Annotated in this window: 20 protein-coding genes; 4 read left to right on the top strand and 16 right to left on the bottom strand. The window is 46.3% G+C overall.

Annotated elements, in window-relative coordinates:
• Positions 1-58: 58 nt before the first annotated feature.
• Both BM265_RS08420 and cdaA read right to left on the bottom strand, forming a co-directional pair.
• Positions 59-1,402 (bottom strand): CdaR family protein, encoded by a 1,344-nt coding sequence (locus BM265_RS08420; RefSeq protein ID WP_074961131.1) that lies wholly within the window; start codon positions 1,400-1,402, stop codon positions 59-61.
• Positions 1,390-2,271: a diadenylate cyclase CdaA gene (cdaA, locus tag BM265_RS08415; RefSeq protein WP_074961130.1), complete on the bottom strand. Its 882-nt coding sequence runs from the start codon at positions 2,269-2,271 to the stop codon at positions 1,390-1,392. Before cdaA ends, BM265_RS08420 begins: the two co-directional genes overlap by 13 nt.
• Before the next feature lie 522 nt (positions 2,272-2,793).
• On the opposite strand from cdaA, the gene mgtE reads away from it, so the two are divergent.
• The gene (mgtE, locus tag BM265_RS08410) at positions 2,794-4,161 is read left to right on the top strand and encodes a magnesium transporter (RefSeq protein ID WP_074961129.1); all 1,368 of its coding nucleotides are present in this window, start codon (positions 2,794-2,796) and stop codon (positions 4,159-4,161) included.
• 52 nt (positions 4,162-4,213) lie between these two features.
• On the opposite strand, the gene BM265_RS08405 is transcribed toward mgtE, so the two are convergent.
• Entirely contained in the window at positions 4,214-4,654 is a 441-nt protein-coding gene (locus tag BM265_RS08405; RefSeq protein ID WP_081358405.1) for a hypothetical protein, read from the bottom strand.
• A 159-nt stretch (positions 4,655-4,813) separates the two neighbouring features.
• Positions 4,814-5,881 (bottom strand): branched-chain amino acid aminotransferase, encoded by a 1,068-nt coding sequence (locus BM265_RS08400; RefSeq protein ID WP_074961127.1) that lies wholly within the window; start codon positions 5,879-5,881, stop codon positions 4,814-4,816.
• A 323-nt stretch (positions 5,882-6,204) separates the two neighbouring features.
• On the opposite strand from BM265_RS08400, the gene BM265_RS08395 reads away from it, so the two are divergent.
• The gene (locus tag BM265_RS08395; RefSeq protein ID WP_074961126.1) at positions 6,205-7,536 is read left to right on the top strand and encodes a fibronectin type III domain-containing protein; all 1,332 of its coding nucleotides are present in this window, start codon (positions 6,205-6,207) and stop codon (positions 7,534-7,536) included.
• A 56-nt stretch (positions 7,537-7,592) separates the two neighbouring features.
• Here the strand turns inward: BM265_RS08395 and BM265_RS08390 are convergent, their stop codons facing one another.
• The 3 genes from BM265_RS08390 to BM265_RS08380 form a co-directional block, all read right to left on the bottom strand.
• The gene (locus BM265_RS08390) at positions 7,593-7,925 is read right to left on the bottom strand and encodes a hypothetical protein (RefSeq protein WP_074961125.1); all 333 of its coding nucleotides are present in this window, start codon (positions 7,923-7,925) and stop codon (positions 7,593-7,595) included.
• A gap of 225 nt (positions 7,926-8,150) precedes the next feature.
• Positions 8,151-8,648 (bottom strand): hypothetical protein, encoded by a 498-nt coding sequence (locus BM265_RS08385; RefSeq protein ID WP_074961124.1) that lies wholly within the window; start codon positions 8,646-8,648, stop codon positions 8,151-8,153.
• Positions 8,649-9,887: a hemolysin family protein gene (locus BM265_RS08380; RefSeq protein ID WP_074961123.1), complete on the bottom strand. Its 1,239-nt coding sequence runs from the start codon at positions 9,885-9,887 to the stop codon at positions 8,649-8,651.
• A 350-nt stretch (positions 9,888-10,237) separates the two neighbouring features.
• On the opposite strand from BM265_RS08380, the gene BM265_RS08375 reads away from it, so the two are divergent.
• Positions 10,238-11,731, top strand: a complete 1,494-nt coding sequence (locus BM265_RS08375) for a WG repeat-containing protein (RefSeq protein WP_074961122.1) — start codon at positions 10,238-10,240, stop codon at positions 11,729-11,731.
• 108 nt (positions 11,732-11,839) lie between these two features.
• Here the strand turns inward: BM265_RS08375 and BM265_RS08370 are convergent, their stop codons facing one another.
• From BM265_RS08370 to BM265_RS08330, 9 genes are all read right to left on the bottom strand, one after another.
• Positions 11,840-12,583, bottom strand: coding sequence for a YebC/PmpR family DNA-binding transcriptional regulator (locus BM265_RS08370; protein ID WP_074961121.1), 744 nt, complete (start codon positions 12,581-12,583; stop codon positions 11,840-11,842).
• Positions 12,584-12,588: 5 nt separating this feature from the next.
• On the bottom strand, positions 12,589-13,014 hold the full coding sequence (locus BM265_RS08365; protein ID WP_081358404.1) for a Mini-ribonuclease 3: 426 nt from the start codon (positions 13,012-13,014) through the stop codon (positions 12,589-12,591).
• A gap of 11 nt (positions 13,015-13,025) precedes the next feature.
• Positions 13,026-14,303 (bottom strand): GTPase ObgE, encoded by a 1,278-nt coding sequence (obgE, locus tag BM265_RS08360; protein ID WP_074961120.1) that lies wholly within the window; start codon positions 14,301-14,303, stop codon positions 13,026-13,028.
• A 61-nt stretch (positions 14,304-14,364) separates the two neighbouring features.
• Positions 14,365-15,123, bottom strand: a complete 759-nt coding sequence (locus tag BM265_RS08355) for a hypothetical protein (protein ID WP_074961119.1) — start codon at positions 15,121-15,123, stop codon at positions 14,365-14,367.
• A gap of 165 nt (positions 15,124-15,288) precedes the next feature.
• A complete protein-coding gene (gene rpmA / locus BM265_RS08350) occupies positions 15,289-15,570 on the bottom strand; it encodes a 50S ribosomal protein L27 (RefSeq protein ID WP_074831298.1) in 282 nt (93 codons plus the stop codon).
• A gap of 38 nt (positions 15,571-15,608) precedes the next feature.
• A complete protein-coding gene (locus BM265_RS08345) occupies positions 15,609-15,920 on the bottom strand; it encodes a ribosomal-processing cysteine protease Prp (protein WP_074961118.1) in 312 nt (103 codons plus the stop codon).
• A 14-nt stretch (positions 15,921-15,934) separates the two neighbouring features.
• Positions 15,935-16,246 carry a 50S ribosomal protein L21 gene (gene rplU / locus BM265_RS08340; protein WP_024857193.1) on the bottom strand — a complete coding sequence of 104 codons (312 nt, stop codon included), beginning with the start codon at positions 16,244-16,246 and terminating at the stop codon, positions 15,935-15,937.
• Positions 16,247-16,404: 158 nt separating this feature from the next.
• Complete coding sequence (gene radA / locus BM265_RS08335) at positions 16,405-17,781, bottom strand: DNA repair protein RadA (RefSeq protein WP_074961117.1); 1,377 nt, start codon at positions 17,779-17,781, stop codon at positions 16,405-16,407.
• A gap of 8 nt (positions 17,782-17,789) precedes the next feature.
• Positions 17,790-18,080: a Dabb family protein gene (locus tag BM265_RS08330; RefSeq protein ID WP_074961116.1), complete on the bottom strand. Its 291-nt coding sequence runs from the start codon at positions 18,078-18,080 to the stop codon at positions 17,790-17,792.
• Positions 18,081-18,676: 596 nt separating this feature from the next.
• Between BM265_RS08330 and glpK the strand changes: the two genes are divergently transcribed.
• Complete coding sequence (glpK, locus tag BM265_RS08325) at positions 18,677-20,167, top strand: glycerol kinase GlpK (RefSeq protein ID WP_074961115.1); 1,491 nt, start codon at positions 18,677-18,679, stop codon at positions 20,165-20,167.
• Positions 20,168-20,232: the final 65 nt, after the last annotated feature.

The raw sequence follows: 20,232 nt of genomic DNA, 5'->3' as shown, positions 1-20,232 counted from the left end.
TGTACCTCCAAAAAAGCGGTCCGACATCTTCCGCGCCGAACCGCTGTTTATAATTTTTTTATGAGAGCTCAGAGTCAGAACTGCTATCGTCTGTCTTTGGCTTGGATACTGTGATCTGTACCTCGTTTGTGCCGAAGCACCAGACGTTCTTCTTGCCCTCTGCGTAAATAGTTGCTTCCTTGGTGTAAGAACCTACTTCCTTGATATCGCTGAGTGATACCTTAGCACGGATATCATCGTCAGTAAGGCTCTCGATCACCTCTTTGGGACCGTAAAGCACCACGTTCGGCAGCTTCTCGTTGTCGATCTCGCTGGTGAATACCATAGGCGTACCCACGAGTTCTATGTTATCCGAATCAAGGGTGAATGTTGCTGAGCTGTAACCCTCTTTGTCGAAGCTTACGATTACGGAATCAGTACCGCTCATATTGACCTCGCCCTTATTTTTCTGAGGGATCTTGAATGAGAATGTCCTTTTGAGGTCGATGCTGCTCAGTGGGATATCACCAAGTTCGAGATCTTCCTCATCGGGATCGTCCAGATGGGGCGTTATCACCGAGATCTTGTCTTCCGAAAGCTTCATAGGCAGCGAAGATACATCAAATCCATCAGGCGCACCTGTGATATTTACCGACAGGTTCAGCACTTTCTTTTTGTATATCTCGAACTGTACGATGTAGTCGGAAGCGCTGTTTGCAGTGAACTTAGAGCTGTCCAGCTTGTTGCTGTCAGCATCATAGAATACCAGTTCCTCAGCCTGCATCGGAGAATTCTCCGAAAGTTTTTTGGATTTCGATATCCTTGCCGATACTCTGTCTATCTTGTCAAGCTCGTTTTTTGGACCGCTGATAGTTATTTCCTCAGGTGTCACTGAGGTCTTGTTAAGAGTGTAGCCTTCTTCCGCCGAAACCAGCGGAGCTTCCGCATCTACCTTGAGAGTCTTCTGGGTCATCCTGTCAAAATCCACTTCAATGGTGTCGGGGGTCACCGAAACTATCGTGCATCTGTCCGTGGTATGATTGCTCCTCACATCGATATCCAGCAGGTAAGTGCCTTCTTTGGTAACATCTTTAAGATTCACCGTGGCGCTAAGATCGTTTTCCGTATATGTTCCTATCTCGTAGTTCATGCCCTTGATCTCAACATCAACAGTGATATCCTTGTAATTCAGCGCCTCCAGACCTTTTTCCTCAGCCGCCGTGCCGTCCATATTGAAATCAACATGAACTCCAGAGATCGTCTTATTTATCGTCGGGAACTGAGTTATGGACATTATGAACCAGCTTATCACCGCGATGATGAAAGCCAGTATTCTCAGGGAAAAGTCTGTACCCTTGTCCTTGATGTTCTTTATCTTTTTGGATATCGGAGTGTTCTTGGTGTTTTCTTTTACTTCTTCCATCTTGAGAACACCCTTCCTGCTAAAGATTTTTCTTTGCCCGAACTGCTTTCCTTATCGGTTATCAGCGAGGAAGTCAGCAGCTTTTTCAGGGATTCCTTTGAATATCCCCTGGTAAGCTCGCCGTTTTCAGCCACCGATATAGCGCCTGTTTCCTCAGATACAACTATTACCAGTGCGTCCGAGTTCTCGCTCATGCCGATAGCAGCTCTGTGTCTTGAACCCAGCTGCTTGTTTATCAGCTCGTCTTTCTGCGGCCTTGGCAGAAAACAGCCCGCCGCAAGTATAATACCGTCCCTGACTATCACCGCGCCGTCATGCAGCGGGGTATTGGGGTAAAAGATATTTCCGAATACAGCAACAGATGGTGTACAGTTCAGCACTGTACCCGTAGCTATCTGTTCGCCCAGCTTTGTCTTGCGCTCACAGATTATCAGCGCACCTGTCTTGCTTGATGAAAGATTCTGTGCCGCATCGCAGATAGCGTCTATGGCACTGCTCCACTTCATCTCGTCCGAGGTAGCGTCCTGCGGATTCAGAAAACTGAGCTCCGCGATCTTTGTTCGTCCGACTTTTTCCAGCATACGCCGAAGCTCCGGCTGGAAAAGTATGATAAGAGCAAGAAAGCCCCACTGAAAACACAGTTTCAGCAGAAAACGAATAGTGTTCAGATTGAACAGATAAGCTATGGCGTAGCAGGCAAGCAGCACTGCGATACCTTTTGTCAGCTGCTGTGCCCTTGTCTCACGGATAAGCTTGATGCCGTTGTATATAAGAAAATAAAGTATGATTATGTCAACAATATCGTTAATACGTATATTGAGAAACACGCCCCATATTGAATTCAAGGTCTCTTGTATTGTCTGAAGCATATTCCACACCCTTTGCAAAAAAGTAAATGAACTCTACATTCTTTAATATTATAGCATAATCCATAAAAAAGTACAAGAGTCCACGCCCAAAATTTTTATACAAATTGTAACTAATCTGCCAATAATTTTTCATACTTATCACAAAGGCGGATAATCCCATTGATACGCCATTTAACCCACTTCTGTACACCCGATGTCAGGTAAAGTATGTTTCAAAAGGTTAAAATTTCGGTACAATTTACTGTAATTCATTGACAAAAATACAATTTCGGCGTATAATAAATATGTATGTGCGATAAGCGCAAAAGTCCTCCCGAATGGGAGCAAATACTATATTATATGAAGGAGTGTGTACAAGTGGACGATGCCGATAATTGCCGAACGTGCTTTGCTGCCGTGAGCAGGCGTTTTCTGCCTGTGCATATTTTTTGACCCACGGCAGCAATAGTAAATGATAAACTATTATTACTATAATAAGCATGATTCGTGCATGGTAGCCCTTGACATTTTGGAGGGATAGATATGTATGAAAAAGTTTTGCAGCTGCTGACAGACCGCGATTTCAAGAGTATCCGCGGGATATTCATTGAGATGAACGAAGCCGATGTAGCTTCTCTGCTCCAGCGATTCCACGATGACCATGAAGCCGACAAGCGCGACCTTACTGTGCTTTTCAGGCTTTTAAACAAAGATATCGCCGCCGACGTTTTTGCCTATATGGACAGCGATATGCAGATGATGCTCATAAATGCTTTCTCGGATAAGGAGCTTCAGGAAGTCGTCGATGACCTGTATGTCGATGATACCGTTGACATCATCGAGGAAATGCCCGCCAATGTTGTGGCGAGGATAATCAAGTCGGCAGATGCCGAGACCAGGAAACAGATAAACCAGATACTCAAATACCCAAAGGACAGTGCAGGCTCGGTAATGACCACCGAGTATGTCTACCTGAAAAAGGATTATACCGTAAAGGAAGCTCTTGAATGGATACGCCATGTAGGCGTTGTAAAGGAAACGGTATATACCCTTTATGTTACCGAGAGCCGTGTGCTGATAGGCGTGCTTTCTCTCCTAGACCTCATCACAGCCGATGAGCAGGATAAGATAGAGGATATCATGGAGACTAACATCATCACCGTGAGTACCCTTGAAGACCGAGAGCTTGTGGCTTCAAAAATGGCTAAGTACGACTTTGCCGCTATGCCCGTTGTGGATAAAGATATGCGCCTTGTTGGTATCATCACCTACGATGATGCTATGGACGTTATCGAAGAAGAGACCACTGAGGACTTCTCAAAGATGGCAGCCGTTGCCCCCAGTGAGGAATCCTATTTCAAGACCTCTGTTTTCGCCCATGCAAAGAACAGGATAATGTGGCTTCTGGTGCTGATGCTTTCCGCAACCCTTACAGGCGCGGTGGTAAATCATTATCAGGAAGCCTTCGCGGCAGTACCCGTGCTGGTGTCATTCCTTTCCATGCTCAGCGGTACAGGCGGTAACTGCGGTTCCCAGACCTCCACCCTCGTTATCAGAGGTATGGCTCTGGGTGAGATAGATATGCGTGATTTCTTCAAAGTCATATTCAAGGAATTCCGCATAGCCATAGTCTGCGGCATACTGCTTTCCATAGTAAACGCAGGCAGGATAATACTTGTATACCATAACGATACCTCGGTGAACTGTTATAAACTTGCATTCACCGTAAGCGCCGCCATTCTGCTGACGGTCATTCTTTCAAAGCTGATAGCCGCCATGCTTCCCATGGCAGCCAAAAAGCTGAAACTCGATCCCGCGATAATGGCAGCCCCGCTGATAACAACTATCGTCGATACCTGCTCAACTCTTATGTTCTTCATTCTCGCGACTATAGTATTCGATATCAAATAAAAATCCAAGCCGCAGCTTACCTGTTGATAAGCCGCGGCTTTTTGATATTTATTCAGTCAGTACATACCTGACAACCGTGGACGCTCAGATATGTATCATGCACCGCGCATTTCGGGAAACCGCACTTCACGGGATCATTCTCATCGGCTTCCGAGAGCCATTCATCCAGCGAAGCATCGATGATATCATCGGCGGTCATGCGATATATCAGTTTCTTGAATGCTCCCAGAAATTCTTCTGCATATTCCTCGTTGGGTGAATACCCAAGAGTCTCCCAACCCAGCTTGTTTTTCGCTCCCTCGATGACCCTCAGCATAAATGCTTTGTCCTCATGGAAACTGCGCCTGTCCCAGGGAATATCAACTATATTAAAACCCACAGTTCCTATCCCGACAACGCTTTGATTCTTCTCCGCCAGAAAAACCATCAAGCGCTTCTGGCTTTCCGTTTCGGCAAGCCGTCCGCCGCTTAGGCAAAGTATATTTATTAACATCGAAGTGCTTCCGTTTTGAATATGGAGACAGTCTTCGTCAGCATAGTCTTTAAAACATATCGTGTTCATCTGTGCATCACCCCGTCATGAGCATATTTTGAGGATAATATACATATTATAAAAAGAGCGCTCCACACTCGTGCAGCGCTCAGATATTTATCAGTCGATCTTAACGGTCCAGCCGAAAGTATCGGGGATCTTGCCCCACTGGATACCTGTCATGGTATCATACAGCATCTGGGAGATCTTGCCTATCTTGTTATCGTTGATAGTCATTACCTTGTCGCCCCACTTCAGGTGGCCAACAGGGGAGATAACAGCAGCAGTACCTGTGCCGAATACCTCGTCCAGCTTGCCCTCGTCATAAGCCTTGGCAACTTCCTCGATGGTGATGCGTCTCTCGCTGCATGGGATACCCTTGCTCTTGCATACTTCAAGTGCAGACTTTCTGGTGATGCCGGGGAGTACGGAACCTGTCAGCTGAGGTGTAACAACTTCGCCGTCGATAACGAAGAATATGTTCATCGAACCAACTTCCTCGATGTACTTCTGCTCAACACCGTCCAGCCACAGAACCTGCTCGTAATCCTGATTGTGAGCCTCGTCCTGACCCTTCAGGGAGATAGCGTAGTTAGCAGCAGTCTTTGCGAAACCTGTGCCGCCGCGTACCGCTCTTACATACTTCTGCTCAACATAGATCTTAACAGGGTTCAGACCTGTGGAGTAGTAAGCGCCTGAGGGCGAGAGGATTATGATGAACAGATAGTGGTCAGCGGGTCTGACACCAACATAAGGATCGGTAGCGAAAATGAAAGGTCTGATGTACAGTGAAGCACCATCGGTGTGAGGAACCCAGTCCTTCTCTATCTCTACCAGTTTCTTTGTAGCTTCTACCATGAACTCCTCATCGATCTGAGGGATAACCATTCTCTCAGCAGATACGTTCATTCTCTTGTAGTTCTCATCGGGTCTGAACAGCTGAACGCTGCCGTCAGCAGTTCTGTAAGCCTTAAGACCCTCAAAGATCTCCTGACCGTAGTGCAGGCACATTGCGGAAGGAGAAAGTGAGATATTGTCAAAGGGAACGATACGAGCATCGTGCCAGCCCTCGCCGGCGTCATAGTTCATAACGAACATATGGTCTGTGAATATGTGACCGAAACCAAGCTTAGTCTCATCTGTAGGCTTAGCCTTAGGAGTTTTGGTCAGTTCGATTTTGATTTCCATAGTGATCCTTCTTTCTTAAAAATTGATCTGTTACTATTATAATACACTTTCTCTGATTTTTCAAGGGGTAAAATGACATTTCTTGAAATATTTCTGATTTTTTCCTGCAAAAATGCGATATCCCATCACGAAGAATCCGCTTAACAGCCCATTGGCTTGAATTTTTTTGCAGTTCGATTTTACAAATATTCACAAGATCTTTTCCCGCCATTTTTATCACGGATGCCTGTGTTTTGCGCCACTTGACAAATTCGTAAAAAAGTTGTATATTATAGACTATATTTATGTGCTATATCAATCAAATATAAACGGAGTGATAAATAATGAGTTTTAAGATCAGAGCGGCAGCTCTTGTTATGGCGGCAGTTACCGTCAGCAGCAGTCTGTCGGTACTTCCTGTGTCAGCAGCAGTACAGTCCGCTTCATACAGTGCGTCTTCTTCAAAGGCGCCTACAGCCAAAATGACCTATACCTCCACAGATAAATCTATAACCATCAGCTGGGATAAGGTCAGCGGGGCGACGGGATACTATATTTACAGATGGTCAGATCTTGCCCCCGCATGGGTCAGGGTGGGAGTTGCCGGCTCCACGGCGACCAACTATACCGATAAAAAGGTAACAGCGGGTACATCTTATAAGTACTATATCGTGGCGTATAAAACCAGTGGAGGCAAGCGTATCATGAGCGGCAGGAGCAGTGAGATATCAGCTAGCACCAAGCCTGCAGCACCAAAGATCACGAATACTTTTGCTGATACAAACAGCATTTCTTTCAGCTGGAATAAGATCAAGTGCAATGGCTATGAAGTCAGCTACAAGAAAAGCAGCGGTTCATGGAGTTCTTCAAAGAAGATAAACTCAGCCAACACCACTTCCTATGATATCACAGGTCTGAAAGAGGAAACAACTTACACCGTCAGGGTGAGAGCTTTTGTAAAATCAGCTGATGGCACTCTTGTTTACAGCAGTTACTCCACCGCTGATATCAGTACGGAATCCGATTTTCCCTACAGAAAAAGCAGCAAGTACCTTATAGAAAGGCTTGACAGCGCAAAGCGTACATCTTCCCAAAATACCTACTACGAGTGCAACCGTCAGGATTCAAAAGAAACCAAGACTCTCATCACCATAAGCGATGAAGATATGGCGACCATCAAGCGCTTTGTTGATGCACACTATAAGTCCGATATGTCTGTTGGTGAGTTTCTTGATTACACCGTTCAGTGGCTCAACAAGAATATCTCTTACGCTGACGGCTACCACGGACCCGCATACAGTGAGATATGGAATAGGAGCCATGTTGACAATTGCTTCAACTACAAGGTAGGACAGTGCATACAGTATAACTCTACCATATGCGCAGTTATGAGATATCTGGGTTACGATGCAAGAGTTATCCAAGGCTGGCGCGGAACTTCCCTTGATAACAAGTGGCAGCATTTCTGGTGCGAAGTTACTATAAACGGCACGGATTACGTCATGGATTCCTATAACTACGGTACCGACGGCGACTGGTATTTCGTATGCGCAACCTATGAGGAAACTGCTCCATATTCATATAATTCCCATTATATAATGAATAAAAAGCTGATGGCACCATTCTCGGGCTACAGCAATTTAAGGAACCGTCTTGCGGCAATAAAAACAAAGTGATAACAAAAAAGCCTTTCGTCAAACACGAAAGGCTTTTAATATTCAGAAAACTCTGATCACTGCTTCTTGAAGTTAACGGTCAGACCGCTTTCAGTCATCGCGATAGTCTTGCTGTCAACGATGTCGAATTCCATTGTAGAGTCGTCTTCGCCTGTACCGTCCTTGAGGATGATCTTCTTGTCCTTAACTTCCCACTCGATCTTGTCTTCCTCACCTGACTCTATGCCACCGAATGCCATCTTTGCAGTGTGATCCTTTTCAAGTGTGATAGTCATGCCAACCTCTTCAGATTCAGACTTCCATGTGCCAACATACTTGCTGTCGCCGCAGCTTGTCAGCATAAAGCAGCACATTACTGCAACCATGATAATTGCTACAAACTTTTTCATTTTTTCTTACCTCCTTGTTTTACCGCAGAATCATCTGCACTTTACTTTAGCAGTTTACCATTTATACCGCCAAATGTCAAGAGAATAGCTATTGTTGAAAATATTTTTAATTTCTTTGAACAACAACCATGTTATACTGTGAACAATATTTGACATTCATTACAAATCATATCTGCCTATATCAAAAGCCCCACAGACTTTTCATCGTCCGCGGGGATGAATATCTTATTTTTTCTGATATTTGATCAGCTTCCAGGCGCTGTATATGCCCATAACATCAGCAAGCAGAAGTCCTACAAACATAGCCATCCACGGTACGTACTGTTCCGTGATGAAAGTCTGGTGATCTTTGTCCATGATATTGTCTGCGATATTGCCCTTACCGAAAACATAGAATACCATTGCAAGGGCGAACCTCAGATTTATCAGACATATCACTATAAGCACCGAATATATCAGGCTTTTTCCTAAGGCACCCATGCTGTCCTCGTACTTGTAAGCCGAAGCTCCCTTGCACAGACAAACTATGCACATGGCGAAAAACAGCAAGTATCCCGCAAACACTGCGCAGGTCATCACTTTGCTTCCCGTATCTAATATCCTGTTCATCATCGTGAACAGTTCTGCCGTGAATAAAACCGATATGACCATGCACACCAGCGTGCTTACACAAAAGTTCTTTTCCCGAGGTTTAAGCTCGGGGCGTTTTATCTTGATAGGCATTTATTTTTCCTCCGTAAATGTTATTTTTACACGACCGATCTTCTGCTCGTCCTGCATATGTATCTCCATCTCAAATGGCGGTGAGAATATCCTCTCGCCCTCTTCGGGTATCCTGTCCAGAAGTTCCATTATCCAGCCGCCGACGGAGTGTCTTTCCGTTTCGATGGCATTCTCGTCAAGCTCCCATCTCTCCAGAAAATCCGATATGGAAAGCTCTGCCGATACTTCGCAGGAATTATCCGAAAGCTTAACAAAGGAAGTGTCCTCCTCATCGCTCTCGTCGTATATCTCACCCACCAGCTCCTCGATGATATCTTCAAGGGTGCATATTCCCGCAGTGCCGCCGTACTGATCGACTACTACAGCCATATGTACTTTCTCTTTCTGCATCAGCTTCAGTGTCTCGGATATCTTCTTGCTCTCGGTGATGTAAATAGGTTCGCCAAGAATCTTAGCGATATCCTTTTTGCCCTTTGAAACGTACATCTCAAAGAAATCCGCCTGATGTATCACGCCGATTATGTGGTCGATGTCCTTTTCGTAAACAGGAAGTCTGGAATATCTGGTTTTAAAGAAAAGCTCCTTTATATCCTCGATATCGTCTCCAAGCTCCACAGCCTCGATGCTGACTCTCGGCACAAATATACTGCTTATGGTTATCTCATCGAAATCCAGAGCAGAACGTACAAGGTCAGATTCCTGCTCTTCCAGCACGCCCTCGTCTTCAATCTCCTCGATGATGTATTTAAGCTCTTCTTCGGTAACGGAGGGGGCTTCGTTGTTTGAGCCCACCAGTTTTACGACACCCTTTTTTATACCTGTGAACAGCCATATCAGCGGTGTAGTGATGAACATGAAAGCCGCCAGAGGAGCCGCCATCAGCACCGAGAAGTTCTCAGCATTCTCCTTAGCCAGACTTTTAGGCAGTATCTCACCGAAGATAAGCACCAGCACCGTCATTACCGCTGTCGCGATACCAACGCTGCCCGAACCGAACTTCTCGGTGAAAAACACCGTAGCCAGCGCCGAAGAAGCAATATTCACAACATTGTTGCCGATGAGTATGGCAGTCAGCGCATTGTCGAAGTTCTCGCAGATGTACAGCGCCTTAGCCGCACTCTTGCTGCCGCCGTCAGCCATTTTTCTGAGCCTTATCCTGTTACATGAGGAAAAGGCGGTCTCGGTAGCCGAGCACACTGCCGAAAGTATCAGCAGCAAGGCTATCAAAGCAATGTCCATAAAAGAAACGATCATCCTTTCAGTCTTTACTTCGTATCCTTTATATAATAGCATACTTTTTCACAAAAGTAAAGAGATTATTAATCAAATACGCGAATAATCACTGCATAAAGGGTGAGTGTACATATAATTCCAATAATTCCGATCATTTATTACGGAAGATTTTTGCCAATTTTGCTGTTATTATTACTTAATTTACTTCCTTAACTTAAAATTCTTGACATATAAGGTGGGATATGATATAATAATGTAGAATTATTGTGATAGATGTGAACAATCTTATGTATTTATCTATCACAATAAAATTTTTTTGGTAAATAATAAGTTCATCTGACAGGAGGATCTTTACTATGTTTTGTACGAATTGTGGTAATCAGGTAGCTGATGGTCTCAGCTTTTGCCCAAACTGCGGCACTAAGCTGGCAGCTCCGAGCAACGCTCAGCCTGTGATCCCTCAAGAGCCTGTACCCCAGGCACCTATACAGCAGCAGGCTCCCATACAGCAGCAGGCACCTATCCCTCAGCAGCCTGTTGGTCAGCCCGCAGCAGCGGCAGTTGTAAAAAAGCCACTTGATAAAAAGCAGATCAAGAAGATAGGCATCATCGCAGGTGCAGCAGTTGCAGCGGTGGGAGCTATCGTAGGTGTAGTTTCCTTGATTTCTTCAGGAGGTTCATCCGATAATACTCTTTTCAAAGATGGTCTTGTAAAGTTCTGCTCAGATGGTGACTACGGCTACCTCAATAAAAAAGGCGAGATAGCTATAAGTCCCCAGTATGATAGTGCCGAGAATTTTTCTGATGGTCTTGCCTGTGTTACCACAATGGTCAGTGATGGCTACCGTTCCGGCTACATAAACGAAAAGGGCGAAACAGTTATAGATTTCCAGTATGAAGAAGCTTCAAACTTTAAGGATGGCATAGCAGAAGTAGTTGTAGGCGATTACGCAGGCTTCATTGATAAGAAGGGCAAATACATCATCAATCCCCAGTATAAGGAAGATGAGATCGTCTATATCGGATATAATATGTTCCTTATCCAGGATACAAGCGGAGATTACTGGTCTCTCTGCAATAAGAAGGGTAAGAAGATAAGCGAAACAAGATTCGATGAGCCTGATAATGAATATATCATTTGCCCGCTGTTTAACGAAACCTGGGGCAATACCGATGTTAAACAGGACTGGAAGACTATTCCCCTGAAGACAGAAACAGGCAAGTATTGCTATATCAACAGCAAGGGCAAAGAAGTCATCTCAGCCCAGTACGATTATGCAAGTCTTTTCTGTGACGGCATAGCAGTAGTCGGTGTTAAAGACGGCGATTATAATATGAAGTACGGCTACATCAACAAGAAGGGCGAGTACATTATCAATCCCCAATTTGATTCCGCTGAGAACTTTGTGGAAGGTATTGCTCCTGTCGCTGTAAGGCTTGACGGTTCCCGTAAGTACGGTTACATCGACAAGAAGGGAAACTATACCGTAAATCCTCAGTACGATTCCGCCAGCGTTTTCCAAAACGGCGTTGCGATCGTATCCGTTTATTCCCAAAAAAAGGATAAGGATAGATACGGCATCATTAACAAAAAGGGCAAGGTCATCTGCGAACCTCAGTATGACTGGATAAGCTTTGGCGAAGATAAAAAGCGTCTGATTTTTGAGTTGAACGATAAGTACGGCTATCTTGACTATAAGGGTGAGGTCGCGATCCCCAACCAATACAAGTACGCATCTTCTTTCTACTCTGATGGTTATGCTGTTGTAAAGGTCACCGACGATAAGTGGTCACTTATCAACAGCAAGGGCGAGCAGGTATGGAACAATATGTTTGACGGCATAGGCTAAAAACATCACGACCGAGAACGTTAAGGCGTTGTCGGTCGTTTTGGGATTTATGAGATAAAAGAAAAAGCCGACAGTATTAAAACTGTCGGCTGAATTTATATAAGTCTATCAGTCTTCTTCCTCAACGGGCATATTCTCCCAGTTGTGGTAAACGTTCTGAACGTCGTCGTTGTCCTCAAGATACTCCAGAAGCAGACCCATCTTCTTGATGGAATCCTCATCTGTCAGGGTAACGTAGGTGGAAGGCACCTTGTCAGCCTCAGCGGAAAGTACCTTGTAGCCCAGACCTTCCAGCGCTTCTCTTACAGCGGTAACGTTGTTGGGACCGCAAGCTATCTCGATAACATCGTCATCAACATTGAAGTCGTCAGCGCCAGCCTCGAAAACGTCGTCCATGATCTTATCTTCGTCAGCGCCGTTGTTCTCGATAACAACAGTTCCAACATCGGAGAACAGATAGGATACGCAGCCGGAGTTGCCCATGTTTCCGCCGAACTTGCTGAAGTAGCTTCTTACATCGGCAGCAGTTCTGTTCTTGTTGTCTGTCAGACACTCAACGATAACTGCAACGCCGTTAGGACCGTAGCCCTCGTATACCATTGACTCGTAGTTGTTCTTGTCGCCGTCGCCTGCAGCCTTCTTGATTATTCTGTCGATGTTGTCGTTGGGAACGTTGTTAGCCTTAGCCTTAGCGATGAGGTCTCTCAGCTTAGCATTACCTGCGGGGTCGGGACCGCCCATCTTAACTACAACTGCTATCTCTCTGCCTATCTTGGTGAATATCTTAGCTCTCGCAGCGTCGGTAGCACCCTTTTTCCTCTTGATATTTTCCCACTTTGAATGTCCTGACATAAAATTCACTCCTTGATCTTTTCGTTGAATTCGTCCTCACCGTGTTCCCAGCAAAGACTGAACAGCACATCGATTCGTTCATGCTGTGCTGTCAAATATAAATAACCGAATAAACATTCCAGACCCGTAGCATTGCGATATTCAGCTATTGTGGAATGTTTCGGTGCATTAACTTTGGTGTTGCGCCCGCGCTTGAAGACCTCAGTTTCGTTCTCGGTAAGTACGCCCTGCTCCTGTAAAAGCAGCGCACATTCCGACTGATACTCAGCGCAGACTCTGCTCACCGCCAGCTTGTGAAGCTTGTGGGCGGGCATATTAGCCGCGAGAAGTATCCTCTCCCTTACCAGCTGTTCATAGACGGAATCGCCCAGAAAAGCCAGGGCAAGAGGGGAGTACTGATTAGCCTCGCGCTCTGTCATATCTATATGCATCAGTGTCACCTTTATGGGATGTACTCAAACTCGAAGTCGAACACAGCAACAGTGTCGCCCTCCTGAATGCCCATAGCTTCCAGTTTTCTGATTATGCCGCTGGATACCAGAACGTTCTGGAAGTACTGCAGGGATGAGTAATCGTCCATATCCGCAACTCTGAGGATATCGTAAAGCCAGTCCGCCTCGACGAAGTAAACACCGTCTTCCACCGTGATGGAGAATTCGCGGTTGTTGGTATTCTTCCTCTCAACTTCCTCACGGGTGAGGGGCTGTGCTTCAAATCTTTTAACAGGCGGGAGCTCTGCAAGCTTTTCGTTTATGCCGTATATGAGTTCCTGAGTGCCCTTTGTGGTGGCAGCAGATATCTCGTAATAGGGGAGCTCCTGCTTTTCGATGTATTCCTTGAATCTTGCTATCTGCTCGGGGGTAGCCATATCGGTCTTGTTTGCCGCAACTATCTGCGGAGCTGCTGCCAGTTCCTCCGAAAAATTAGCAAGCTCTTTGTTTATGGCTTCAAAGTCCTCGATGGGGTCACGACCCTCGATACCTGAAACATCTACCACATGGACTATCAGCCTGCATCTTTCAACGTGTCTGAGGAACTCATGTCCCAGACCGATGCCTTCGCTTGCGCCCTCGATAAGTCCCGGGATATCAGCCATAACGAATGACCTTTCCTCACCGACCTTAACAACGCCCAGCACGGGTACAAGTGTGGTGAAGTGGTAGTTGGCGATCTTAGGCTTAGCCGCTGAAACTACGGATATCAGCGTAGATTTGCCAACATTGGGGAATCCCACCAGACCAACGTCCGCCAGAAGCTTCAGCTCCAGCCTGATATTGAATTCCTCGCCCCTGAAACCAGGCTTTGCGAATCTGGGTATCTGCCTTGTTGAGGTTGCAAAATGAGCATTACCTCTTCCGCCCTTGCCGCCGTGTGCGACAGTGACAGGTTCATCAGAGGACATATCAGCCAGGATCCTGCCCGTATCAGCGTCCTTGATGACCGTACCTCTCGGAACTTTAATCAAAAGGTCAGGAGCGCTTCTTCCGTAGGAATTCTTTGCGCCGCCGTTCTGCCCCTTTTCAGCCACATATTTTTTCTTGTATCTGAAATCAATAAGGTTCGAGATGTTGTCATCGACCTTAAAGATGATATCGCCGCCTTTTCCGCCGTCGCCTCCGTCGGGACCGCCTGCTGCGACATATTTCTCACGGTGGAACGATACCGCACCATCGCCGCCGTCGCCTGCTTTGATATAGATTTTTGCCTGATCGACGAACATTCTCCGACCTCCTTATCAGTACCGATAATTTCTATTATTATAAAACATATCAGATGAGCTTTCAGTAAATATTTCTGTCCCTGCGTTCTCTGCGCCGACGCTCTTCGTCCTTTTCACGCTGTATCCTTGCGTGTGCCATACCTACAAGTGCGTCCTCCGTATTTGAAAATTCAAAATGGGATTCGTATACCCTGTCGCCGCTGTAATTGTCAGCAACACTCTTTGACTTCAGACTAAGTGACATACTCATTATCCCGATAAATCCGAAAAATCCCAGCACCATCCAGGTGAATAACGGCGGGTCGAGCTTTCTGTATTCACGCTCGGCTTTAGTCTTGTCACAGCCCACCCGCGAAACGGGATAGTGCCTGCCCCAGTCGGTGGTATACATCGTAACTCTTGAGCTTTTGTAATTTCTGAAAAGCTTGTAGTATTCGTAGGGAACAGATTCCGAAAACAGCTCGGCAGTGCCGTCGCTGTCTTTATCGTTTTCATCATCACGGTAAGTTATATTGACTTTCATCCTGCTGTCTTTTTGCTGTGTTTCTTTTTTGGTTTCCTTAACCGCACCGCTGACATAGCCGGGATCTTCACGAACTACCTTTACATAATACTTGGTTATCCTGTCCCCGTCCGAATCCCTGAGAACCTTTGAATGGGTGGTTACAGTACAGTTGTCATAGGTTTCGTACATCTTGACTTTTGTGTAGCCAAACATTGTTTTATACAGAAAAACTGCGAGGGTCAAGCAGATAACTACCAGTCCGAACTTACCAAAAGACCTGCTCATCTCTTTGTTGACATTTTGATTGTTATTCATTTTTGTCGTCCTCAAAAAACATCAGTTGTTTGAATTTTGAATGATGGCATAGGGGTGATGTTCTATGTTTTTAGCACCCATATACGCCTTTGTTGTTTCTTTTGTCTTTTTCTCTCTTATAAAAAGACCCCGAGCAAAGTAAGCTCAGGGTCTGTCTTTTCGCAATTAAGCCTGAGGATAAACAGAAACCTTCTTACGGTCCTTACCCATTCTTTCAAATCTTACAACACCGTCGCTGGTAGCGAACAGAGTGTCATCAGAACCACGCTTAACATTCTCACCGGGGTGAATGTGAGTACCTCTCTGGCGAACAAGAATGTTGCCTGCCAGTACGAACTGTCCGTCAGCTCTCTTCACACCAAGTCTCTTGGACTCGGACTCACGGCCGTTCTTGGTAGAACCCATACCCTTTTTATGAGCGAAATACTGCATTGATATCTTTATCATTTGAGATCACACCTCCATGTAACGTGATACAGTCAGCCTCAGCCGACCTTCAGCTTGATATGCCCCGGAAATTCGTCCCTCAGATTATACAGATGGATCAGAAGTCCCATTATTACCTTGTCCGCGTTCTCATCGGGTATTTTCATGTCAAGCCTGATCTCGTTCTCCCCGACCTCAACATCAGCTTCCAGCTTGAAAGCCTCAGTGATGGTATTAGCCGTCATCATAACGGCGGAAGATACGCTTGCACAGCAAACGTCATAACCGAAATCAGCTAAGCCTGCATGACCCGTAACGCGAAAACCTGTGAGCATATCGCTCTCATTCCTGAAAAAATCTGCGGCGATCATTCGACCATCACAAATTATGCGTTGATAGCTTCGATAACTACCTTTGTGTAGGGCTGTCTGTGACCCATCTTCCTCTTCTCACCCTTCTTGGGCTTGTAGGTGAAGACTGTGATCTTCTTAGCCTTGCCGTTCTTGACTACCTTTGCGGATACGGTAGCACCCTCAACATAAGGAGCACCAACCTTGATACCTGCATCAGAACCAACTGCCATTACCTTGTCAAAAGTAACGCTCTCGTCTGCATTAACGCTGAGCTTCTCGATGTAGAGCTCGTCGCCTGCCTTTACCTGATACTGCTTTCCGCCTGTTTCAATTACTGCGTACATCTATATGCACCTGCCTTTACATGAACTCGCTACGCACGGTGGAGCACGACTTCGTCATGACACACTTAAAGAAACCGTGAATATGCGGCTTTATTATCATACCATACTTCCCTATAAAAGTCAATACATCTTCTGAGATTAACAAAAAATTTACATCTCTATCCAAGCTCCTTGAAAGCGTCCTTTATCGACTTTGCACCGATGACTTTTATTCCGTACTTTGCGGTGTTTATCTTCTTAGCCGCATAATAGGGGATTATGCACTTCTCGAAGCCCATTCTCTCGGCTTCCTGAATTCGCTGCTCTGCGTGGGTGATGTTCCTCAGCTCTCCGCCCAGACCTATCTCGCCCAGCGCGATGGTCTTATCATCAACCACTTTGTCAGTCACGCTTGAATACAGTGCCATAGCTACCGTAAGGTCTGCCGCTGTGTCGTCCAGCTTCAGTCCGCCTACTATATTAATAAATACGTCCAGTCCGCCGAAGAAATATCCCAGCCGCTTTTCCAGCACCGCCAGTATTATCGACATCCTGTAGTAATCAAAGCCCGTAGCCGTCCGTCGCGGCTGAGAGGTGCTGCTCTTTGATATCAGCGCCTGAACTTCCGCCATTATCGGACGTGAGCCCTCCATAACACAGGCAACACAGCTTCCCGAAACGTTCAGCGGTCTGCCCTCAAGCATCAGCATCGAAGGGTTGTCCACTTCCACAAGACCACCGTCAGCCATTTCAAAAACGCCTATCTCATTGGTGGAACCGAAACGGTTTTTTACCGCACGGAGTATCCTGTAAGTCATGTTCCGCTGACCCTCAAAGTACAGCACGCAGTCAACGATATGCTCCATTACCTTAGGACCTGCTATTGCGCCGTCCTTGTTGACGTGACCTACTATAAATATAGGTATCTCCTCGGATTTCGCCGTCCTCATGAACATATTTGTACACTCACGCACCTGAGTTACCGAGCCCTGTGCCGAGGATATGCCGCTTATGCTCATGGTCTGTATGGAGTCGATTATGACTATCTCGGGCTTTTCCTTGACTATCGCCGCGCATATGCTCTCAGCGTCGGTCTCGGCAAGCAGGTAGAGGTTCTCATTGTCCACACCGAGCCTGTCAGCTCTCAGTTTTATCTGCCTTGCGGATTCCTCACCCGATACATAAAGTATGGTGTGGTCGTCACCCATGGTCTGGCAAATCTGCAAAAGCATGGTGGATTTGCCTATGCCTGGCTCGCCGCCCAGAAGCACCAGCGAACCCTTTACAAGCCCGCCGCCCAGCACTCTGTTGAGCTCTTTCATGCCTGTGTCATAGCGTATCTCCCGTGTGCTGGCATCAACAGCACCGATATTCAGGATGCTGTCCGAGATATCCTTTACCGCCGAAGCCCTGCCTTTGCCCGCAGTTCTCGCCGATACCTGTATCTCAACCTCTTCAAAGGTGTTCCACTCGCCGCACTCGGGACATTTGCCGTTCCACTTGCTTGCCTCAAAACCGCAGTTTGAGCATACATACGCGCTTTTCGCCTTAGCCATCACTCACCTCAGAATTCGTAGTCGATGCAGGCTCTTTCTTCCTTGACGGTGGCAACAAAGCCGCCGAATTCGATGTGTGTGGGTGAAGTCTGATAAGCGTTCAGGTCTTCAACGTTGTCAAAATCGAAGATCAGCGAAACATCATAGTTGCTGTTGGGAGTTCTCTTGTCGTTGTAAACTACCTCATATCTTTTCAGCTGAGGGATAGTTTTCAGATTCTCAGCCCTCTCCAGAAATTCCTTTATAAGTGCGTCCTTGTTCTCGTTTTTCAGTTTGAACATACAAATATGTCTTATCATTTTTTTGACCTCCTCAGATCATTACTGCAACCATTATAACACCTGATAATGCAAATGTAAAGCCCCAAAAAGCATAAGTCCGTTTTTTTACCCTGAAACAGATCTCTTTTGCGAATGAACTTCTCTGTCGATCTCCTATAATTTACCATTAATTATATGTGGTAACTGCCCATATACTAACCTGTTACGCTGTGCAAACAACTGTTTTTTGATTTAACTCGGACATATTTCTGCAAGAGTTGTACAAAAACGTACAACTCTTCCGCTAAGATCACTTATAGTGAAAAACATATTCACCCGACCTGTGCGCACGATGGCAGGCAGCCGCCGACTATGACTACGAGGATATGAGGCGGCGTGTTATACTGCATAAGACGGGTTCAACTCAGCATCTTGACAATACCCGCGTGAGTCGTATATCGCTGTTTACTGCAAGCATCTCCGCGGGCTCATAAATTTAGGACGCACAATACTTTTCGGCAGCTGCAAACAGATTTTAATTATAAACATCAAACAAAGACCGCGGTTGACAACTTCGGTTTTTGGTAGTATCATATACAAAAGGTTTCAAAACGTAAAACGAAAGGATGATTATCATGAAAAAATATATACTTTCCCTCGATCAGGGTACAACTTCTTCACGCGCCGTGCTTTTTGACAGAAAAGGCGAAAAGGTTTTCTCGGCACAGTACGAATTTCCACAGATATTCCCGAAAGCAGGCTGGGTGGAGCACGACCCCAGGGATATCCTTGATTCTCAGCTTCGCGCCGTTAATGACTGCACAGCTTACCTCACATCAAAGGGTGAGGATATCTCCGAGATAGCCGCCATCGGCGTGACCAACCAGCGCGAGACCACCATGATATGGGATAAAAACACCGGAGAGCCCGTCTATAATGCCATAGTATGGCAGTGCCGCCGCACCGCATCGACCTGCACCCACTTCACCGAACAGGGGCTTGGAAAATTCTTCCGCAGCAAAACAGGTCTGCTCATCGACCCATATTTTTCAGCAACGAAGATAAAGTGGATATTCGATAACGTTGATGGTGTGCGCGAAAGGGCACAGCGGGGCGAACTTCTCTTCGGCACGGTGGATACATGGCTGATATGGAACCTCACAGGCAGAAAAGTCCATGCTACCGATTACACAAATGCTTCACGTACTATGCTGTTCAATATCCACACCCTCGAATGGGATAAGGAGATACTTGGTCTTCTCGGCATACCCGAAAATATCCTCCCCGATGTAAGGGATTCCTCGGGAGATTTCGGCACTACCGATAAGTCGCTGATAGGAGCTGAGATACCCATCTGCGGCTGTGCAGGCGATCAGCAGGCGGCACTTTTCGGACAGTGCTGTTTCCTTAAAGGTGATGTAAAGAACACCTACGGCACAGGTGGATTCCTGCTGATGAATACAGGCAACGAATGTGTCGAGAGCGCCAACGGACTGCTGACAACCATCGCGTGGGGCATGGGCGGAAAAGTCACCTATGCGCTGGAAGGCTCTGTTTTCGTGTCGGGAGCAGTGATAAAATGGCTTCGTGATGAACTTTGCATAATCAGCACAGCCGAGGAGACTGCCGCCATAGCCGAAAGTGTTCCCGATAACGGCGGAGTATACTTCGTTCCCGCCTTTGTGGGACTTGGTACCCCCTACTGGGACAGCGATGCCCGCGGCGTGATATGCGGTCTTACCAGAGGTTCGGGCCGTGCACATATCGTCCGTGCGGCGCTTGAAGCCATCGCCTACCAGACCGCAGATGTCATAAAAGCCATGGAAGAAGACACCTCAGCCCTCGGTCTTATAAAGGTCGATGGCGGCGCTTCGCAGAACGATTTCCTCATGCAGTTTCAGGCTGATATCCTGGGCAGAAGCATAATCCGTCCCCGCAACGTTGAATCCACCGCCACAGGCGCTGCATTCCTTGCAGGACTTCACTGCGGTTTCTGGGAAAGCCGCGAGGAACTCAACCGCGTATCCCAGAAATTCCGCGAATTTATCCCTGCTATGGCTGAAAACAAACGCGACGAACTCATAAGCGGATGGAAAAATGCTGTGGGCAGGAGCGTTATGAAATAAATGAGATAATACCGTAATTTATAGGAGGAGAAACATTTATGGGGAGCTTTTTTCACTCAGTTCAT

Origin of the sequence: Hominimerdicola alba (assembly GCF_900112155.1) — a bacterium.
Taxonomy (GTDB): domain Bacteria; phylum Bacillota; class Clostridia; order Oscillospirales; family Ruminococcaceae; genus Hominimerdicola; species Hominimerdicola alba_D.
This window is presented reverse-complemented; position numbering and strand designations above follow the sequence as displayed.

Bases quoted from the DNA above. Each gene is read 5' to 3' on its own strand.
- BM265_RS08420 (WP_074961131.1), bottom strand. From the start codon at position 1,402: ATGGAAGAAGTAAAAGAAAACACCAAGAACACTCCGATATCCAAAAAG.
- cdaA (WP_074961130.1), bottom strand. From the start codon at position 2,271: ATGCTTCAGACAATACAAGAGACCTTGAATTCAATATGGGGCGTGTTT.
- mgtE (WP_074961129.1), top strand. From the start codon at position 2,794: ATGTATGAAAAAGTTTTGCAGCTGCTGACAGACCGCGATTTCAAGAGT.
- BM265_RS08405 (WP_081358405.1), bottom strand. From the start codon at position 4,654: ATGTTAATAAATATACTTTGCCTAAGCGGCGGACGGCTTGCCGAAACG.
- BM265_RS08400 (WP_074961127.1), bottom strand. From the start codon at position 5,881: ATGGAAATCAAAATCGAACTGACCAAAACTCCTAAGGCTAAGCCTACA.
- BM265_RS08395 (WP_074961126.1), top strand. From the start codon at position 6,205: ATGAGTTTTAAGATCAGAGCGGCAGCTCTTGTTATGGCGGCAGTTACC.
- BM265_RS08390 (WP_074961125.1), bottom strand. From the start codon at position 7,925: ATGAAAAAGTTTGTAGCAATTATCATGGTTGCAGTAATGTGCTGCTTT.
- BM265_RS08385 (WP_074961124.1), bottom strand. From the start codon at position 8,648: ATGCCTATCAAGATAAAACGCCCCGAGCTTAAACCTCGGGAAAAGAAC.
- BM265_RS08380 (WP_074961123.1), bottom strand. From the start codon at position 9,887: ATGGACATTGCTTTGATAGCCTTGCTGCTGATACTTTCGGCAGTGTGC.
- BM265_RS08375 (WP_074961122.1), top strand. From the start codon at position 10,238: ATGTTTTGTACGAATTGTGGTAATCAGGTAGCTGATGGTCTCAGCTTT.
- BM265_RS08370 (WP_074961121.1), bottom strand. From the start codon at position 12,583: ATGTCAGGACATTCAAAGTGGGAAAATATCAAGAGGAAAAAGGGTGCT.
- BM265_RS08365 (WP_081358404.1), bottom strand. From the start codon at position 13,014: ATGCATATAGATATGACAGAGCGCGAGGCTAATCAGTACTCCCCTCTT.
- obgE (WP_074961120.1), bottom strand. From the start codon at position 14,303: ATGTTCGTCGATCAGGCAAAAATCTATATCAAAGCAGGCGACGGCGGC.
- BM265_RS08355 (WP_074961119.1), bottom strand. From the start codon at position 15,123: ATGAATAACAATCAAAATGTCAACAAAGAGATGAGCAGGTCTTTTGGT.
- rpmA (WP_074831298.1), bottom strand. From the start codon at position 15,570: ATGATAAAGATATCAATGCAGTATTTCGCTCATAAAAAGGGTATGGGT.
- BM265_RS08345 (WP_074961118.1), bottom strand. From the start codon at position 15,920: ATGATCGCCGCAGATTTTTTCAGGAATGAGAGCGATATGCTCACAGGT.
- rplU (WP_024857193.1), bottom strand. From the start codon at position 16,246: ATGTACGCAGTAATTGAAACAGGCGGAAAGCAGTATCAGGTAAAGGCA.
- radA (WP_074961117.1), bottom strand. From the start codon at position 17,781: ATGGCTAAGGCGAAAAGCGCGTATGTATGCTCAAACTGCGGTTTTGAG.
- BM265_RS08330 (WP_074961116.1), bottom strand. From the start codon at position 18,080: ATGATAAGACATATTTGTATGTTCAAACTGAAAAACGAGAACAAGGAC.
- glpK (WP_074961115.1), top strand. From the start codon at position 18,677: ATGAAAAAATATATACTTTCCCTCGATCAGGGTACAACTTCTTCACGC.